Here is a 16,570-nt window from a genome sequence, read left to right as displayed (position 1 = left end):
TTCTATCCTCCCTTTTTCATTTCTTCATGCGCAAAGCATGCTCCAGCACCTTTTTTCCGTTTACCATCCCATAATCGGAGGGATTGATCATGTCCACCGGAACGCCTTTCATCTCCGCTTCTTTTTTCAATTGCGGCAACTTGTAACGAATCTGGGGACCCACGAGTAAAACGTCCGCGTGATCCAGATTTTGCTTTACCTCATCGGCTGAAACAGCCCAAATTCTCGCATCCACTCCCATTTCTTCAGCGGCTTTTTCCATCTTGGTCACCAGTAAACTGGTCGACATTCCGGCCGCACAGCATAGAAGAATGTTCATAAGACAACCCCCTTGTTTTTTGCTCGTGATATGGTGCAAGTATCGTGCCAAAACACTGTGAATCCGGGGCGGTTGATTGGCTGCCCGTCTGAACACGTTGATTTCATCGTTTGTTCTTTCGGCTGCCGCACCCGGGTTCATTGTGTTTGGAAAGAATTTTGAGTGTGTTGATTTTGCGGAAAAAAACAAAACACTAGCACGAAGCCAGTGTTTGATAAGGTGCAAAGAAACTCATCATATAACAGATCTCGTCATCCGTCAGTTGGATGTGATAGGCGTCCTCCCATTCTTTCAGCACATCCCGAACCGTCCGATAAAGCGCATGATTCTCCCGTATGAACGATTCTTTGTTTTCAAAAGCCACCGAAGTATCTCCCGAAACCAAGCGGTCCAGCATGCAACTGGCGTGAAGTACGACCCCGATCAAATCATTGGTTGGAATCTCGATTCCCAGGCGTGACTGAATCCGTTCCAGACCGTCTCGGATATCGGGAATGACCGCTTCAGGATCGACATGTTTCAGGTGGTGCTTCAATGTCTCCGCCATTTTCGCGTAGGTTTCTTCGAGATCGATGAGATGTTGAATCGATGGAATGGCCTTCAAACTGAGAACTTCGTCGAGATGAAAATGAGGCAGCTGTCCTTCATAGGGAAAATTGCTCACCATACAGATGATTTTCTTGTCTCGTTTCAGGTCGGAGAGAATGCGCGTCATCTCTTTTGGTTCCATAATATTCACCGGGATGATCTCCAATAATTCACTGTCATAGTTCAAATAATTCTTTAACACTTGCTTCATCGCAAGCGCACTTCCTTTGCCGGTCAAACAAGCGGTAATGATCACCCATTTGGCGGTTCGCCCACTGTACGGGTTCCTGCCTTTTTCCTTTGTGTATAATGGCGTCAACTGTTTTACGTCTTCATACAATTGTTCAAGCGAGTAACCGAGTATCGCTTTTCGTGTCGCTTCCAACACATGGGGGGTGCTGACCATCGGAATCACTTTTACAGGGATGTCCAACTCCGCTTCCAGCATCTCACCAAAAGCAACCAGCGATCCCATATCGACCAAGAGCAGCACCCCTGAGCTGGATGCCCGTTTCTCCAGTTTTGTTTTGGCTATTTCGAATATTTCTTCCGGCTCTGCATGAAGCGGCATATCGATGGCAATGGCGTGATCCGTCCCCAACAGTTGGCGGGTCACCTCCACCATCGCCGTCGCCCCGCCCGTACCGTGCGTGATCACAAGAATTTGAACCTGTTCCTTTGTCTCATCCCAATGTTTGCTGTTGAAAACAAAAAACATCGTCAAAAAGCCAGCTTCATCAATCGGCATATCGATTTGCAATTGTTCCTCAATGATCCTGATGCAATCCAGTGCCACATCGAACTCTTTTTTATAAGCCTTTCTCATCTTATTCAACTGGGGATGGACGATGCTCTCCCCGTTTTCGATGCGGGCGACAGAGGTTTGTATGTGCAAAGCAAGGCTCTGCAACACATTTCTGTTGAAAGCGACCCCCAATTTTTCTTCCGCATGATCGGCGATATTCCGGGCCAAACGAATAAAACGGGGATCGATAATGGTGGTGGAATTGCTTTGATGAACCTTCCCGCCGACTCTTTTGAAATACTGCGTAAAATAATTTTCGATGTCCATTTCCATCAGTGCATCCAGCTCTTCGTCGCGAATCCCGCGCGATTTCAACTCGCTGAACTTTTTCTCAATCTTTTCATAGACGGTTTGTGTATCATTCCCTGTCTCAACCGAAAACTGAAACACATCATGGGACGGATCGGGATGAAACAGATAAGGGTGGTCATGGATGATGATGTTTTCCTTCGTCCGTTGAGATCGTAACAATCCTTCCCTGACATACGGAGGCAGATCAGTACTGTGGATCTGGATTCGGTTCTTTTTCCTGGTGACAAAATCCGCGTAAGCTTTTGCACAGACGAGTTGGATATCCGTTTTCAATTGGCCGACATTATTCGGACATCGGTAATAGAGGAAGGCCCTGATCGTTTCCGGAGATACGTTGATTTCCTTGCCCAGCCGTATGGCCTCTTCTTGAAAAAACTTCAGGATGAGCCGGATGCGCTCCTCAAAACTCCGCTCTCTCAACGGGGGCAAGTGAATCACCATGGGAATTCTTCTCGTAAATGTTTTCAACAGACAGGAGTTTGGATCTTCCGTCGTTGCGGCAATCAGGAGCACATTGGCTCTTCGCTCGACTTCTGTCTCCCCCAATCTTCGGAACAATCCCTTATCGATGAAGCTGAACAACATTTCCTGCCCTTCGGCGGGCAAGCGATGAATTTCATCCAGAAACAACACACCGCCGTCGGCTTTTTCGATCAAGCCGCACTGTTCCGTCGCTCCGGTATACGCCCCTTCTTTTACACCGAATAACTGCCCCAGCAACAATTGGGGGTTGTTGGAATAGTCGGCACAGTTAAAGGTGATGAAAGGGGCGCAGGGTTCCATTTTCTTCATCTCAATCGCAAATTGATGCAAACATTCGGCAAACATGGATTTGCCCACACCCGTCTCACCCAGAATCAGCACATGCATGCCCTTCGGGGGATAAAGTATGGCCGCTTTTCCCTGTTCCACGGCGGTTTTCAAACTGCCGTTCTCTTTCGCCAGACGATCCAGTACGGTTTCCGGTTCCGTTTTTTTGACGAAGAAGCGTACCGGCCTTCCTGGTTTTTTTTCAACGCGACCTTCCTTCCACAGTTGATTGAGATCATAGCTGACATTAGCCCTGTCAAGCCCCAACCGTTCAGCCAATTCACCCGCACTCATCCCTTCATCCGTCGACCATTCCTTCAGCTTCTGAAACACTCGTTCCTTTCGTTTCATTGCTTCATCCTTCCCATCTTCCCGGATGTATGACAGCGACTTCAATGGATAAGGCACTTGATATCAATTTGTTACTAATCTGACAATATTATAATATACCATGCACAGTCATTCGAATTTGACATGATGAAAAAGAAAAAAGGACAGGGGAAACCCTGTCCTTTCAGGGGAAACCCTGTCCTTTTTTCACAAATGCGTCGATGGAGATCTATTTCCGGTTATCGTCAGAAGCGGGAACAGTCTGACGGCTGTCTTTAAAACGCAAAATCTCATCCACCGCTCGGCGATACCCTCCCGCCTCCCGCAACGTTTCACTGATGAGGCGACTGTTTTGAGCAAACCGCGGGTCTGTCCAGATTTTTTCCGCTGATTCTCTGAGCATCGCCGCCGTCACCGTTGAAGGATCGAGTACAATCCCTGCACCCAGCTCCTTCACCCGCTTGGCAACAAAGGGTTGATCGTTCACCAAGGGGATGATCAACAGCGGAACACCGTAGTACAGGCCTTCGTTGGTGCTGTTCATGCCACCGTGGGTGATGAAGAGATCGGCGTGCTTCAACACCTCCAATTGCGGTACATAGTGACGAACAATGAAGTTATCCGGAATTTCGGGCAGCTCCTCCAGTGGCGTATGTTGGCCGATGGAGAGAATCACCGTGACGTCCAGATCGCGAAATGCCTCAATGCACTTGCGGTACAATTCAACCTGATAATTCACAATCGTACCCATGGATACATAAATGACACGACGGTCACCGTGTTCGCCAAGAGGGATATCCATTTCACAATCCTTGCGCGGCGCAATCGACGGACCGACAAATTTGACGCTGTCGTCGAATGTATCCGCATCCGGTTGGAAATACCGGGAGGTAAACACGAGCGTCATATCTCCAAATGAAGGAAAATCGTCCGGGCTCAAATCAATACCATACCGATCCGCCATTTTTTTCGTGAGTTTTTTCATTACTTCCAACAATCCTGCCGTTCGTTCCCTACCGAAGGGAGGTGTTTCCTTCCAAACAAAAGTGGTGGAGAAAGCAATGCGGGGCAGGCCCAACACTTGAGCTGCGATCAATCCCGGAAGAAACATCATATCATACAGGCAATAATCAAACTGTTCTCCTTTCACTTTTTCAAGGATCTCCGGAGTGATTTTCTCCATAAAGTCGAGCATTTTCGGGAACATTTCCCGCATCTTCTCCTGCCACTGATCCGTATGGAGACGATGGGAGTTGGCCAAGAAAGATTCCTGGTACCCGCGGAAATCAGCACCGGTTTTTTCAATCCGTTCCCTGTACCTTTCCCCGCCGACATAGACTACCTCTTCACCCCGACGAATCAATTCTTCCACCAGTCCCACCGTCGGATTGACGTGACCTTCTCCGGAAAAATTGATCAGAAGCGCCTTTGCCATCTGAATGACCTCCATTTTTCAAATCGAAAACAAAAGATAGCGGAACGGGTCTTGCTATTCCGTCAACTGTCCGTAATGAATGAATCGAATCCCCTCTGCCCGTGAGAGATCGAGAACGCTCTCGTCGGTCAAAACCTTCAGCTCTTTCTCTCGAACCTCCGTCCAGTTGGAAATGTTGGGGAGGATTTCATCAACATAACCAGGATGACAATTGATTTCCGTCGTCCCCTCTTCCAAGGAGGACAAATGACGAATCAGCCGGTCCAAACCATCCTCTTGATAGTAAAAATCGGCGATGAAACGTTCCGTTGTCACAGGATGATCCGACGGGAGCGTTTCCCTGCTTGAAAAAAGATGTTTGAGAGTTTTCATCTCATCCGGGGTTTTTGGAAAACGAAAGGTGTGCCGCATGGGTAACCCCTCTTTCCGGGCCAACTCCGCCAAGGGCGCATACACATGCGGGAGGTTTTGGATGAAGTGATGGGAATCGATATGCGTAATGGTCAAACCCGACTTCGACACCCGTGCCCACTGTGCCGCCAATTCTTTTTGAATGTCTTCGGGTCGCCAATTCTCTCCCAATCGAGAAAAGTCTCCTCTCCACTGGGGATCAAAGAAAAATCGACCGTGTTCATCGACGAGGGACGGGATTTCTTCAGGAGGAGAAAGGGGGACGCCATAAGTCAAGTTGAAATGGAACCCCACACCCAGATCGGGGGTGATGCGCGCCAGTCTGACAGCATCGTCAAAACCGGGTGTATTGGCCATGAGAGAGGTACTCGTCACGATCCCCTTTTCATGGGCTTCCAGGATTCCGCGATTGACACCGGGGGTGAGACCGAAATCATCCGCATTGACGATCAATTGAGCCACCATGTCGAATTCCCTTCTTTCTCGGAAATGATGTTTACAGGTAATCCCAACGGCTGATCCCTGGAAAACCGAAAGAACGGTTTCGTTCGGTTATTTTTGGTGCAATCCGGATAATTTCTCGGGGCTGAGCGCAATCAAACGGTAGACAATCCGGGACATTTCTTGTGGTGAGAAATTCATTTCACATTCAAACCAATGTTGAATCACACCCAGTGTAGAGGAAGTGACATGTGCAATCAAATAATCCCTGGGAACCAGCATTTCTTCATCACATGGTTGAAACTTTATTGTTTTTTTATACAAAATTTGTTTCATCAATTCTTTCATTTGATAAATGAATGAGGGGTCCCCTTTTGTATTTAGCATCACTTTGAAAAAACGTTGATTTTCAGCGAGGTATTCAAACAGTGGAGTAAATCTGGACTCTGTGAGGTGCTTGGGAATTTCTTTTTGTCCCGTATGGGAGCGATCCAGGACATTTTGCAGGCCCTTCAGTATTTCGGCTTTGCTTTGTTCCAAGAGATCGTGAATGTCCCGGTAATGCAAGTAAAACGTTCCGCGGTTCAATCCGGCTTTTTTCGTCAAGTCCCGAACATTTATCCCCTCCATTCCTTTCTCCTCAATGAGATCCAGCAATGCATCCCGCAGTAATTGTTTGGTCCGTATAATTCTCGGATCTTGCGGTCGTCTCATATGGGTCATCCTATCATCAACACATTTTAATAGTGAAATCATCATTTTATATTTGACACAGTGTGTTGATTAATGATCACAGTGTTTATTATAAAAAAATATAAATCACAATATCAATAATCATAATTCCCCCAACTGTCTATTACTTGTCTATCCGATCCTGTATGTTCATTAGTTCACTTGATTTTCAAATTTATCTCCATCGATCAACTCAAAAGAGCCGGGCGAACTTACTTATTCAGCTGGATGGTTTGTCTCCGGTTGTGGATCACGAATCTTTCCTTTTCCTAAAAACAGGCTGACGATCAGGGTGATAACAATCATCACCAAAGAAATCAAAAAAACCGATTGGACCGAATGGACAAACAGACTTACAACTTGATCCACAACGTCAGTGGGTATGTCTTTTCCATATCGCAGGATTTCCTGAATGTTCCCTTGAAGCCGGCTTTGGTATGCCGGATTTTCTCGAATTACGTTGCCCAATCCGGTTGACACTTGATGATTCAAAACCGCTCCCAAAATACTGGTTCCTATGGTTGCTCCTATGGAGCGGAAGAAGTTGATGGACGAAGTGGCAACCCCGAAATGTTTTTTATCCACAACCGCTTGCATAATCGTCGTGAGGTTGCTCATCAAAATTCCCATTCCCATACCAATGAGCAGCACATAACAGATGATCGTCCACAGAGAAGTGTTCGTGTTCACCGTTGACATCAAATAAAAGCCCAGGGACATGAACAGTAAGCCTGTTACAAGCAGCGTGCGGTACGGGATTCTTGTGATCAGGAAACCGCCGATGGAACCCGCAATGATCGCACCGAACATCATGGGTGTCAATGCATACCCGGCGATGGAAGCGGAAGTATGTTGAACGTATTGTATATACAATGGAATAAACGTAATGGCACCGAACATCCCCATTCCTGAAAAGAAACTGATGATACAAATCAAGGTCACCGTCTGATTCCCAAATATACGAAGAGGGAGAACAGGCTCTTCGGCTTTCATTTCAACCCAAATGAAAATCGCCAGAATCGCCAATCCCCCAAACAATAACAGTAAGACCAAGGGTGAAGACCAGTCATAACCGGCAGAGACAGATTGATCTTCTCCACCTGTCAAGACGGTGGGCAGAAGCACCAAAATGATACCGGCAGTGAGAGTAACTGCCCCCGCCCAGTCGACCGACTGGTTTCCTTCACCTTTCTGTTCCACAAGTCCTTTCCACAACAGAAATGCGGAAACAATACCGAATGGAATATTAATAAAGAAAATCCAATGCCAGCTGAGAGATTCCGTCAATATTCCTCCAAGTGCAGGGCCGGCAATGCTGGATATGATAAAGGCCCCACCAAAAATTCCTTGGATTTTTGCACTTTTTTCAGGAGGAAATACATCTCCGATGATGGTCATCGCCAACGGCCAAATTGCTGCTGCACCAATGCCTTGAAGTCCTCGGGCAAAAATCAGGAATAAAATGTGGGTTGAAAGACCGCACAATACGGAACCCAGAACGAAAATCCCCATTCCGATCATGTAGATTTTCTTGCGACCGTATAAATCGGCGAGTTTACCGAAAATGGGGATTCCCGCCGTTTCCGTCAACATATAAACGGCCGTTACCCAGCTGTAAAAAGACATGCCTCCCAAATCACTGATAATGGTGGGCATGGCTGTCGAGACGACCGTCTGGTCCAGAGAGGTAAAGAGCAGACCGACAAAAAGTCCAATTAAAACAAAGGTGACATGATGTTTTTTCTCATCCATGGTTTCTCTCTCCATCTTTTTCGTTTCTATTCAAAAAATCTTGAATCAAGCTGACGCTTTCTTCCAGATCCTTATTTTTCTTTATGTATGACATCAATGCATCAATCAAAAAATCTCTCGCATTCTCTTTCCTTATTTCCTCAGCCAACAATTGAGCGGCAGAAATGAATTTTTTGCGTTCAGAGTCAGGCATCTCCCCCATTGCAATCCTCTCTCCCAACTGATCCAACAAGGCATTCAATTGTTCCTCCCGACTCACGAAAACGGATTCGGCTTCTTCATACTCACGCATCATATCAGGGGTCAAAACAGGTTTTACGGAGCAGCCGGCCTCCACCAAAGCGTCCAAACGATCAACAATAAAATCGACAGCCACTTTGATGGAAAAGTTTTTCTGCCCAAAGATCAGCAGGTCTAGATATTCCTTCATCATTCCTTCCAGTATGACGACGTAATCCCAGATGTACGGTTGAATATTTGACCCGTATGCCTGTACCAAGCAATCCTTATGCCAGTTCATCAACCGTCTCTTCACTCGGGAATAAAACACCTCCTTGCTTTCTTTAATAGGCAAATCCGTCGTCAACATTTTTATAAATACTTGATTTTCAAGGAAGTTTTCCATTTCGATCTGGATTTTTTTGATCAATTTATCCCGAGGGGATAATGACTTGAGCAAATCCACTTTCCCAGCTTCGACCATCATTTTTTGCAGGTTGTAATCCAACACCTGTATGAATAGATCCTCTTTCGAGTCAAAGAACTTGTAAAATGATCCCTTCGAAATTTTGCAATCGGATGCTATATCTTGGATAGATGTAGCCAGATACCCTTTTTCTGAAAATAATTTGATAGCGGAATCCATTATCTTTGCCTTTTTTTCCATTGATCGATCTTTCCCCTTTACCCTTCGAATTTGTGACTCGCTAATGACTGGTCGGTACCCATAGAACCAATCGGTTCTCTTGATATTGTAAATGCCCGGACCATGCTGTGTCAACGACTTTCCAAACCATAATCAACGGTCTCATCATTGAGGTTAAAATAAAAACCATCCTACTGATCGGTAGGATGGTTTTTTTGGTGCTGATGGAGGGACTCGAACCCCCGACCCCTTCATTACGAGTGAAGTGCTCTACCAACTGAGCTACATCAGCATATGCTTTTGGTGGAGGCGAGCGGAGTCGAACCGCTGTCCGAAGATATCGCCGCGTCAGCGTCTACGAGCGTAGTCACTGTATTGCGGTCTCGTCCGTCGGACTGCCCAGTGACAGGCGTTCCTACGGACCAGTCACCTGGATTTCGCCAACCGGCCGGTGACGATTCCGGTCAGCTAGCCCGCTGAGGTTGAGACCCAGCTTCACCACACGGGCGATGGCGAAGTGGATCCTGGCTGGAATTAAGCAGCCAGAGCGTAGTTTTCTTGTTTGCCAGTTACATTTGGCCTTGCGTTTTTAACGAAGGACGCAACCCCTCGGCTCGCAGCTAACGCTCGATCTATCCCCGTCGAATCCCAAAACGCCCCCAGGATTCCGACGAGTCTGCGCTGTTTTGACCAAGCTATCATGACCTCGACAGTTACTTATATTATCACCGATTTCACTCTTTGTAAAGAGGAAATTTTGATTTCGAAACAATTTTTTTGTTCATCCCCGGATGCGTTCCTTCAACTGGCGCTGAATTTCGCGCTCAGCGTCGCGTTTGGCGATGGCAGCGCGTTTGTCGTACAGTTTCTTCCCTTTGGCCACTGCCAGTTCCAATTTGGCGTAGCCGTTGCGCAGATGAACATCCAGGGGTACCAAGGTATACCCTTTTTGCTGGGTAAGCCCGATCAGTTTGTTGATCTCCTGCTTGTGGAGCAGCAACTTGCGCTCCCGGGTGGGTTCGTGGTTAAAACGATTGCCCTGTTCATAGGGACTGATATGCATGTTGACCACGTATACTTCCCCGTCTTTGATGCGCGCATAGCTGTCCTTCAGATTGACCCGGCCCTGCCGGATCGACTTGATCTCGGTCCCGGTGAGGACAATGCCTGCTTCCAGCGTCTCCTCGATGTGGTAGTCGTGGGTCGCCTTTTTGTTGCGTGCGATCACTTTGGTGCCTTTTTTCGGCATTGTGCTCACCTCCTGCGCGCATGAAAAAGGTTGCAATCGTTATTGTAACAACCAATCGAATGTCTCGTCAACTCTTTTTTCATCGCAGGAAGCGCAAAATATCCCCCGAGCCGACCGGAATGACGGGGAGGCCTTCTCCGTCATCCGGTCAAGATGGTAAATGGTGACCTTGTCAGATCAGATCATGTCTGACAAATGCTTTATTGATGGCACTTAACGAGGAACAATGTTCAAAGACACAACTGCGAATGCCTGCCACGTGTCCGGCCATTTGATCAGGCGGCAACTTTTTCCGGTTGAGCTTGGATCTGAGCCCGAAGTGGAGACCGGAAAAAGCGACAGGAAATTCATCCCGGGCATTTCCTCCACCATCCTCAGGTTCCAAATCGCTCTGGTTTGAAGCGAACCGGGAAGAGTAGTTTACTTGAAATAGATCGGCCGCACCTGGTGCTTTACGCCTTCTTCCTTTTCTTTTTCGCCTTTTTTTCAACTTTTTTTGCTTTCTTTTTCTTTACGCCCTTGGGCATCCCCGACTCCGAACCAGTCTCTTTCCTGCGCTTTTTGCGTTTGCGGCTTCGTTCGAACAACCCGCCGTCTTCCCAGTCCGGCACCAGCTCGAAGTCCACCTTGTGCTCGTCGATGTTGACACCGGCCACCCGGACGCGAACCCGGTCTCCGATGCGGAAAATGTTCCCTGTACGCTCGCCGATCAGGCAGTAGGCATTTTCATCGTAATGGTAATAGTCGTCGGTCATGTAGCTGATGTGCACCAGTCCTTCGACGGTGTTGTCCAACTCGACGAATATGCCGAACGAAGTGACGCCGCTGATGATCCCGTCAAATTCCTGTCCAATCTTGTCCAGCATAAATTCGGCTTTTTTCAGATCGTCCGTCTCCCGCTCCGCCTCAACGGCAATACGCTCGCGAACCGAGCATTGCTGGGCAATATCCGGCAATTTTCCTTTCAGCTGGTTCATCCGCTCAGGGGACAACGTTCCATTGGCCAACACTTCCCGGATGATGCGGTGAATGACCAGATCGGGATACCGCCGGATCGGTGAGGTGAAGTGACAGTAAAACGTCGCCGCCAACCCGAAATGCCCCGTGCATTCCGCGGCATAACGCGCCTGCTTCATCGAACGGAGCAGGACGGTACTGATCAGCGTCTCCTCAGGTTTGCCGCTGATTTTCTCCAACAACTCCTGGAGCGCACGGGGTTTCACTTTATCCGCCCGCCCTTTGACGCTGTAGCCGAAATGGGTGATAAACTCGTAAAACGCCTGCAGTTTTTCCGTATCCGGATTTTCGTGAATCCGGTACAAAAACGGGATATCCGCCCAGGCAAAATGCTCCGCCACCGTTTCGTTGGCGCACAGCATGAATTCCTCGATCAGCTGCTCGGCAATCGTACGCGGCCGTTTCACGATTTCAATCGGTTTGCCGTTTTCGTCGACCTTGATTTTGGCTTCCGTAAAATTGAAATCAATGGCCCCCCGTTTGAGTCGCTTTTTTCGCAAAGTACGGGCCAGATCAGCCATCAGGCGGAAATCGTCCACCAATGGTGCGTAACGCTCGATCAGCTCAGGGTCTTCATCCTCCAGAATGCGTTTGACGGCAGTGTAGGTCATCCGTTCGTCGGTACGAATGACGCTGGGATAGATTTCGTGGCTGACGACATTGCCGTCCGAGTCGATTTCCATATCGCAGGTGAGTGTCAGACGGTCCACCTGCGGGTTGAGACTGCAGATGCCGTTGGACAGCCGCGGCGGCAACATGGGAATCACCCGGTCCACGAGATAGACGCTGTTGCCGCGGGCGTAGGCTTCCCGATCCAGCGCACTCCCTTCCTTCACATAATAGCTGACGTCGGCAATATGAACACCGAGGCGGATGTTGCCGTTGGGCAGACGCTCCACCGACACCGCGTCGTCCAAGTCCTTGGCATCTTCTCCATCAATGGTAACCATCGTACGATCGCGCAAATCCCGCCGCCCCTCGATTTCCTCCGGATCGATCTCGGTGGGGATTTGTTCGGCTTCGGCCAACACTTCTTCGGGGAAGTCCTCGGGCAGTTGGTATTTGCGAATGATGGAGAGGATATCGACACCCGGATCATCTTTGTGCCCCAACACTTCCGTGACGACGCCCTCGGCGGTGAAACGGCTGTCGGGAATGTGATGCAACTCGACGACCACTTTGTCCCCTTGTTTGGCACCGTTTCGTGCCTCCGGGGGAATGAAGATGTCGGTCGGCAAACGTTTGTCATCAGGGATGACAAACCCGAAGTGGGAGGACGGGCTGGTGAACGTTCCCACCACGACAGTGCGCCCCCGTTTCAAAATACGGACGATTTCCCCTTCAGGCCGCAGATCCCGTACTTGTTTACCCTGCAGGCGGACGAGCACCGTATCGCCATCCATCGCCCCGTTCATATCATTGGGATGGACGTAGATGTCCGGTGCGTTGGGCCGGTCCTGCACGACGAAACCGAACCCTTTGGGATGTCCCTGCAGAATGCCGCGCACAAGATTGAACCGCTCAGGCACCCCGAACCGTTTGGACCGCGTCTGAACGATTCTTCCTTCTTGTTCCATTCGGTCGATCAAGGATCGAAACGCTTCGATCTCTTCCTCTTCGATCGCAAATGCTTCGACCAATTCCGTGAATGTCAGCGGTTTATACGCTTTTTTCCGCATGAACGTCAAAATCTCTTGTTCTTCGATCACATCAAGACCCCTTTCCTCTCTCTCTTTTGGATATTGCTTCATTCACTTCCTGGATAAATGCATCCACATCAGCAAACAATTTCTCCCGTTCCCGGTCAAGTGTGATGATGTGGGACGACTTGTCGTACCATTTCAGACGTTTGACAGCGGAACCGAGCTTTTCGTAGATGTAGCGGGCACTCCGGGGTTCCACCGTTTCATCCAGTTCCGCCTGAACGACAAGTGCCGGCACCCTGATTTCGTGCAGATGGTTGCGTACGTGGCGAATCAGACGTTGCAGGCTGGCAACGCATTTGAGCGGCGTTCGATCATAGGGAACCAAGTATTCCTCGATGTGCGCCGGTTTGGTGCCGCGCCGGATCTGATACGGCATCACCCAGCGTATCAGATTGACGGCGTGGACTCGCTTGTCCTTGAGGTAAACGGGCGCGCACATCGCGATCAAACCGTCGAGTGGGTATTGTCGTGCCAGATTCAGCACCAGTGCACCACCCATCGACAAGCCTGCGGCAAATACGCGACGTACACCCGACTCCCGCAAACGCCGGTATCCTTCCACCGCGCTGTTCCACCAATCCTCCCACGTCGTGCAGGCCATCTCCTCCGGGGAAGTGCCGTGCCCGGCCAAAAGCGGCGCATACACCGTGTATCCCCGCTCTTTCAGATATTCCCCCATCGGACGCAGTTCAGACGGTGTTCCAGTGAATCCGTGAATCAACAATACGCCGATCTCCCCACCTTCATAAAAAAACGGGTCCGGAGAGCGACGGACGATTTTCATTCAGATGACCTCCCGCTTCCTTATTTCATTCATTCCCTTACTTGCTGAAGATATTCGATACCCTTACGATACCACAAGCAAACCTGACACAGATATACTGATTGCGGCTCAAAGCTGGATTGATTCAGGGCGAGAAATGAAATGTACCAAAGTGTGTCCGGGAGGCGTATGGAGTGGAAGTAAGGGGGAGAAAGCAGGGGGCGGTTCCCACCACGACCTGCGGATGCGGTACCTCGTTCCGTACCGCCACCGATACCGGGAAGCACAGCGAGGACAAACCTCAAATTCCCGTTGCCAAACCGGGAACGGGAATTTTATCGGCGTCATTTCAATCCCAGCCTCATTCGAAGCAACTCGTCACATTCCTCACGGAAAGACTCGTTGAGATAACGCTGTTCATAAACTTGACCGCCAATCGCAAATTTAACGGTGCGGCCAAACGCATCCAGCGTGACAGAAAGAATTTCCACGCCATGGGACTGCAAATCCTCTTTCATGGCTGCGAGGTCATCCCGGATCGTTTGGATAACCGCATCCATAAACTGCGCAAAAATCCATCCGGTATGCATCGGTCCGGTCAGCAGCTTGTCTTCATCCAGCAAAGCGACGAGCAGCTCCAGACAGATGCATTGCCTGATTTTCTCCCGAATCTCTTCGGGATTCACTTCTCGTTGTCGTTCAAGCACCGCATTCATCAATTTGACCACCATTTTCAATCATCATGAAATGAAGACAGGTTCCAATATCAATCCATGTAGCAAATAACGCAAGAGGGTTTATCCAAGAACAGGGATTTTTTGTTTGATAGGTATTGGTCTGACCGATATCAGGGGTTTTGTGAAGCCCTTTTCGCGACCCGGATCATCCAAAAAAACAGGCGGTCCGCCTATCAGCGAACCGCCTCTTCTGCCTGGCAGCGTCCTACTCTCCCGGGGGCTCCCGCCCCAAGTACCATCGGCGCTGGAGGGCTTAACTTCCGTGTTCGGAATGGGAACGGGTGGTTCCCCTCCGCTATCACCACCAGACAGGATTGATTGTACAACCTTGCCGCCGATTTGGCAACCCCCTTTTAGACAGAGGCTTGTTCTTGCAGTGGCTCGGGATTTCGCGAGGGCAGGCCGAAAAAAGTCTCAATCTCCCGCATCATCTCCACCACTTCGCAATCATGGCAAATCAGGTGGCGGGACTTTGGCAACAGCACCAATTTCTTCTCGGTTGAACCGATTTGATGGTAGAGATGGATCGCACCTTTGGGTTTGACCACATCGTCGCGCTCTCCCTGAATGATCAGTGTGGGAATGCGCACTTCGGGGAATTTGGGTCGAACGTGTTCAACCAGTTGGAAAAACTGAGCGAAGGAGCGAAACGAAGAGCGCATGGTGCGCCTCAAGTAAACTTTGAGCGGCAAGGCCCGAACGCGTTTGTCAAACGGGCTTTTCAACGTATCTGCCATGCCTCGGACGATTTCCGGCGTGTTAACCGAGTAGACGGCCGGGCTGAGCAATACCATTTTCCCGACGGGATACCGTACAGCCAGATCGATGGCGATGAGGCTTCCCATCGAAAAACCGACCAGATGAACGAGATCACACTCTCGAAGAAGCTGGACCAACGCCTCTTCGGCACTTTGAACCCATTCCTGCCATGAAGACGATCGCATCTCTTTCCGCGTTCCGCCATGCCCGGCCAAAAGCGGAGCGGATACGGGCAAGTTCAGCTCCTGCAGACGATCGAGCACAGGTTGGACGTCATGCGGCGTACCGGCGTAACCATGGATCAGCAAAAACCCTTCCACCGTCATACGCTCCTTCTTTCGGCTTCAAAAGAAAAACAGCCGGGAAACACCCGCTGTTGAGCTGTTATTGCTATCGTTCCCGCAGTAGATGGGAATCATGTTTGGCTTTATTTCACAAAATATCCGACCACCAACGTGAGTATGATAAACAACACCGCCAGCACCACGGTGATTTTGTTGAGAAGGGCGTCGATGCCGCGCGCTTTCGTTTTGCCCAACAGATGCTCCGCTCCACCGCCAATCGCACCGGAGAGGCCCGGGCTTTTTCCGGATTGAAGCAGAACAACGATGATCAATGCGATACTCACGATCGCCAACAAAATCTTTGCTGCGATTTCCAAACCGATCTACCTCCCGAGTCTCACTGGGGATACTGTACCATATCAGACGCGGGTTTTCAATAAAGGGAAGCGAGAGAAAAAAACACCGGATATTTTCGCCCGGTGGGAATACGCTTAAAAAAGGTTTTTTCTACTCGCAATTCCGGGTGCGCCGTTTTCCCTTTCGCTCCTCTTTCGACAAGCTCAAAGGTCGCTCGTGAGAAAACGACAACTTCCTTTTAGGGTAGTGGGCTTTTACAAATCAACTGGCGAACTGGATCCCTTACCCAGACGAGCACCGATTCCTATGGTAGCGGGTCCGGTAACTTTGCCTTCGTTATCAACCGCTCGCGAGGCAGCTGTCACGATCTGCTTTTCCCCATCATAACCGAAAGGTGTTTCACCCGGATAACCGATCCAAACCAGTGTTGAGTCCTTGCAATATTGAATATGATTCCTTGTCCGCCGACGACATCCTGTACCGCCTCACCATTCTCCGCTCCAAAATGACAGCGCCGAAGTCATGCTCGTAATTTTTGGTTTACCATCCAATCATAATGAGGAATCACATACACTGCAGCCCATTCGCCAAAGGGTTCCTTGCCATTCTGACAGGCAGGAGAAAAAAACACATTTCGTGACATCGGCTTGTCAATACCGGTTCCTTCATGGAGACAATGGTCCGCCGTTTCTTACGAGACTTCTGTTCTCGGCATGAACCACCGTAGCGCTGCAAACATAATCTTTCCATTTTCCACGCGGAAAGGGTATGTCTGATCGTCGACGTAGTTTTGATATGTAGTATGGGGATAAGGATCAACGTATACTTCGTTGTCAATCATGGGTTCACATCACTCTGTTCTTGGTGGATCAGCTTGTGGATGTTTTCCGGAACCGGA

At 49.3% G+C, this 16,570-nt stretch carries 13 protein-coding genes, 1 tRNA gene, 1 rRNA gene and 1 other RNA gene; all 16 read right to left on the bottom strand.

The features are described 5' to 3' along the window. Nucleotides 1-16: 16 nt before the first annotated feature. The 16 genes from JQC72_RS12435 to secG all read right to left on the bottom strand — a co-directional run bounded on the left by JQC72_RS12435 (nucleotide 17) and on the right by secG (nucleotide 15,692). On the bottom strand, nucleotides 17-319 hold the full coding sequence (locus JQC72_RS12435) for a PTS sugar transporter subunit IIB (RefSeq protein ID WP_205496131.1): 303 nt from the start codon (nucleotides 317-319) through the stop codon (nucleotides 17-19). Between the two features lie 193 nt (nucleotides 320-512). Then, nucleotides 513-3,185 carry a sigma-54-dependent transcriptional regulator gene (locus JQC72_RS12430; RefSeq protein WP_205496129.1) on the bottom strand — a complete coding sequence of 891 codons (2,673 nt, stop codon included), beginning with the start codon at nucleotides 3,183-3,185 and terminating at the stop codon, nucleotides 513-515. 208 nt (nucleotides 3,186-3,393) lie between these two features. Next, nucleotides 3,394-4,599 carry a macrolide family glycosyltransferase gene (locus JQC72_RS12425; protein ID WP_205496124.1) on the bottom strand — a complete coding sequence of 402 codons (1,206 nt, stop codon included), beginning with the start codon at nucleotides 4,597-4,599 and terminating at the stop codon, nucleotides 3,394-3,396. A gap of 54 nt (nucleotides 4,600-4,653) precedes the next feature. After that, nucleotides 4,654-5,475, bottom strand: coding sequence for a carbohydrate deacetylase (locus JQC72_RS12420; protein WP_205496123.1), 822 nt, complete (start codon nucleotides 5,473-5,475; stop codon nucleotides 4,654-4,656). Nucleotides 5,476-5,562: 87 nt separating this feature from the next. Then, complete coding sequence (locus JQC72_RS12415; protein WP_205496122.1) at nucleotides 5,563-6,210, bottom strand: TetR/AcrR family transcriptional regulator; 648 nt, start codon at nucleotides 6,208-6,210, stop codon at nucleotides 5,563-5,565. Between the two features lie 189 nt (nucleotides 6,211-6,399). Then, entirely contained in the window at nucleotides 6,400-7,935 is a 1,536-nt protein-coding gene (locus JQC72_RS12410) for an MDR family MFS transporter (protein WP_205496121.1), read from the bottom strand. Beyond that, nucleotides 7,928-8,821 carry a TetR/AcrR family transcriptional regulator gene (locus JQC72_RS12405; protein ID WP_205496120.1) on the bottom strand — a complete coding sequence of 298 codons (894 nt, stop codon included), beginning with the start codon at nucleotides 8,819-8,821 and terminating at the stop codon, nucleotides 7,928-7,930. The genes JQC72_RS12410 and JQC72_RS12405 overlap by 8 nt, the downstream gene beginning before the upstream one ends. A gap of 195 nt (nucleotides 8,822-9,016) precedes the next feature. Then, nucleotides 9,017-9,092 (bottom strand) — tRNA-Thr (locus JQC72_RS12400). A 9-nt stretch (nucleotides 9,093-9,101) separates the two neighbouring features. Beyond that, nucleotides 9,102-9,461: a transfer-messenger RNA gene (gene ssrA, locus JQC72_RS12395) on the bottom strand. Between the two features lie 120 nt (nucleotides 9,462-9,581). Further along, a complete protein-coding gene (gene smpB, locus JQC72_RS12390; protein ID WP_205496119.1) occupies nucleotides 9,582-10,049 on the bottom strand; it encodes an SsrA-binding protein SmpB in 468 nt (155 codons plus the stop codon). Between the two features lie 452 nt (nucleotides 10,050-10,501). Then, nucleotides 10,502-12,775, bottom strand: a complete 2,274-nt coding sequence (gene rnr, locus JQC72_RS12385) for a ribonuclease R (protein WP_205496113.1) — start codon at nucleotides 12,773-12,775, stop codon at nucleotides 10,502-10,504. Between the two features lies 1 nt (nucleotide 12,776). Further along, a complete protein-coding gene (locus tag JQC72_RS12380; protein WP_205496111.1) occupies nucleotides 12,777-13,556 on the bottom strand; it encodes an alpha/beta hydrolase in 780 nt (259 codons plus the stop codon). Nucleotides 13,557-13,879: 323 nt separating this feature from the next. Beyond that, a complete protein-coding gene (locus JQC72_RS12375) occupies nucleotides 13,880-14,251 on the bottom strand; it encodes a YhjD family protein (protein WP_205496110.1) in 372 nt (123 codons plus the stop codon). A gap of 213 nt (nucleotides 14,252-14,464) precedes the next feature. After that, nucleotides 14,465-14,581 (bottom strand): 5S ribosomal RNA (gene rrf, locus JQC72_RS12370). A 44-nt stretch (nucleotides 14,582-14,625) separates the two neighbouring features. Then, nucleotides 14,626-15,351, bottom strand: a complete 726-nt coding sequence (locus JQC72_RS12365) for an alpha/beta hydrolase (RefSeq protein ID WP_205496108.1) — start codon at nucleotides 15,349-15,351, stop codon at nucleotides 14,626-14,628. A 107-nt stretch (nucleotides 15,352-15,458) separates the two neighbouring features. Further along, nucleotides 15,459-15,692, bottom strand: a complete 234-nt coding sequence (gene secG / locus JQC72_RS12360) for a preprotein translocase subunit SecG (protein ID WP_205496107.1) — start codon at nucleotides 15,690-15,692, stop codon at nucleotides 15,459-15,461. Between the last annotated feature and the right edge of the window lie 878 nt (nucleotides 15,693-16,570).

The organism is Polycladomyces zharkentensis (genome assembly GCF_016938855.1).
GTDB classification, from domain to species: domain Bacteria; phylum Bacillota; class Bacilli; order Thermoactinomycetales; family JIR-001; genus Polycladomyces; species Polycladomyces zharkentensis.
Note: the sequence above shows the minus strand (reverse complement) of the source record. Positions and strands in the feature narration are given on the sequence as shown.

Bases quoted from the DNA above. Each gene is read 5' to 3' on its own strand.
- JQC72_RS12435 (WP_205496131.1), bottom strand. From the start codon at position 319: ATGAACATTCTTCTATGCTGTGCGGCCGGAATGTCGACCAGTTTACTG.
- JQC72_RS12430 (WP_205496129.1), bottom strand. From the start codon at position 3,185: ATGAAACGAAAGGAACGAGTGTTTCAGAAGCTGAAGGAATGGTCGACG.
- JQC72_RS12425 (WP_205496124.1), bottom strand. From the start codon at position 4,599: ATGGCAAAGGCGCTTCTGATCAATTTTTCCGGAGAAGGTCACGTCAAT.
- JQC72_RS12420 (WP_205496123.1), bottom strand. From the start codon at position 5,475: ATGGTGGCTCAATTGATCGTCAATGCGGATGATTTCGGTCTCACCCCC.
- JQC72_RS12415 (WP_205496122.1), bottom strand. From the start codon at position 6,210: ATGATGATTTCACTATTAAAATGTGTTGATGATAGGATGACCCATATG.
- JQC72_RS12410 (WP_205496121.1), bottom strand. From the start codon at position 7,935: ATGGATGAGAAAAAACATCATGTCACCTTTGTTTTAATTGGACTTTTT.
- JQC72_RS12405 (WP_205496120.1), bottom strand. From the start codon at position 8,821: ATGGAAAAAAAGGCAAAGATAATGGATTCCGCTATCAAATTATTTTCA.
- smpB (WP_205496119.1), bottom strand. From the start codon at position 10,049: ATGCCGAAAAAAGGCACCAAAGTGATCGCACGCAACAAAAAGGCGACC.
- JQC72_RS12380 (WP_205496111.1), bottom strand. From the start codon at position 13,556: ATGAAAATCGTCCGTCGCTCTCCGGACCCGTTTTTTTATGAAGGTGGG.
- JQC72_RS12375 (WP_205496110.1), bottom strand. From the start codon at position 14,251: ATGAATGCGGTGCTTGAACGACAACGAGAAGTGAATCCCGAAGAGATT.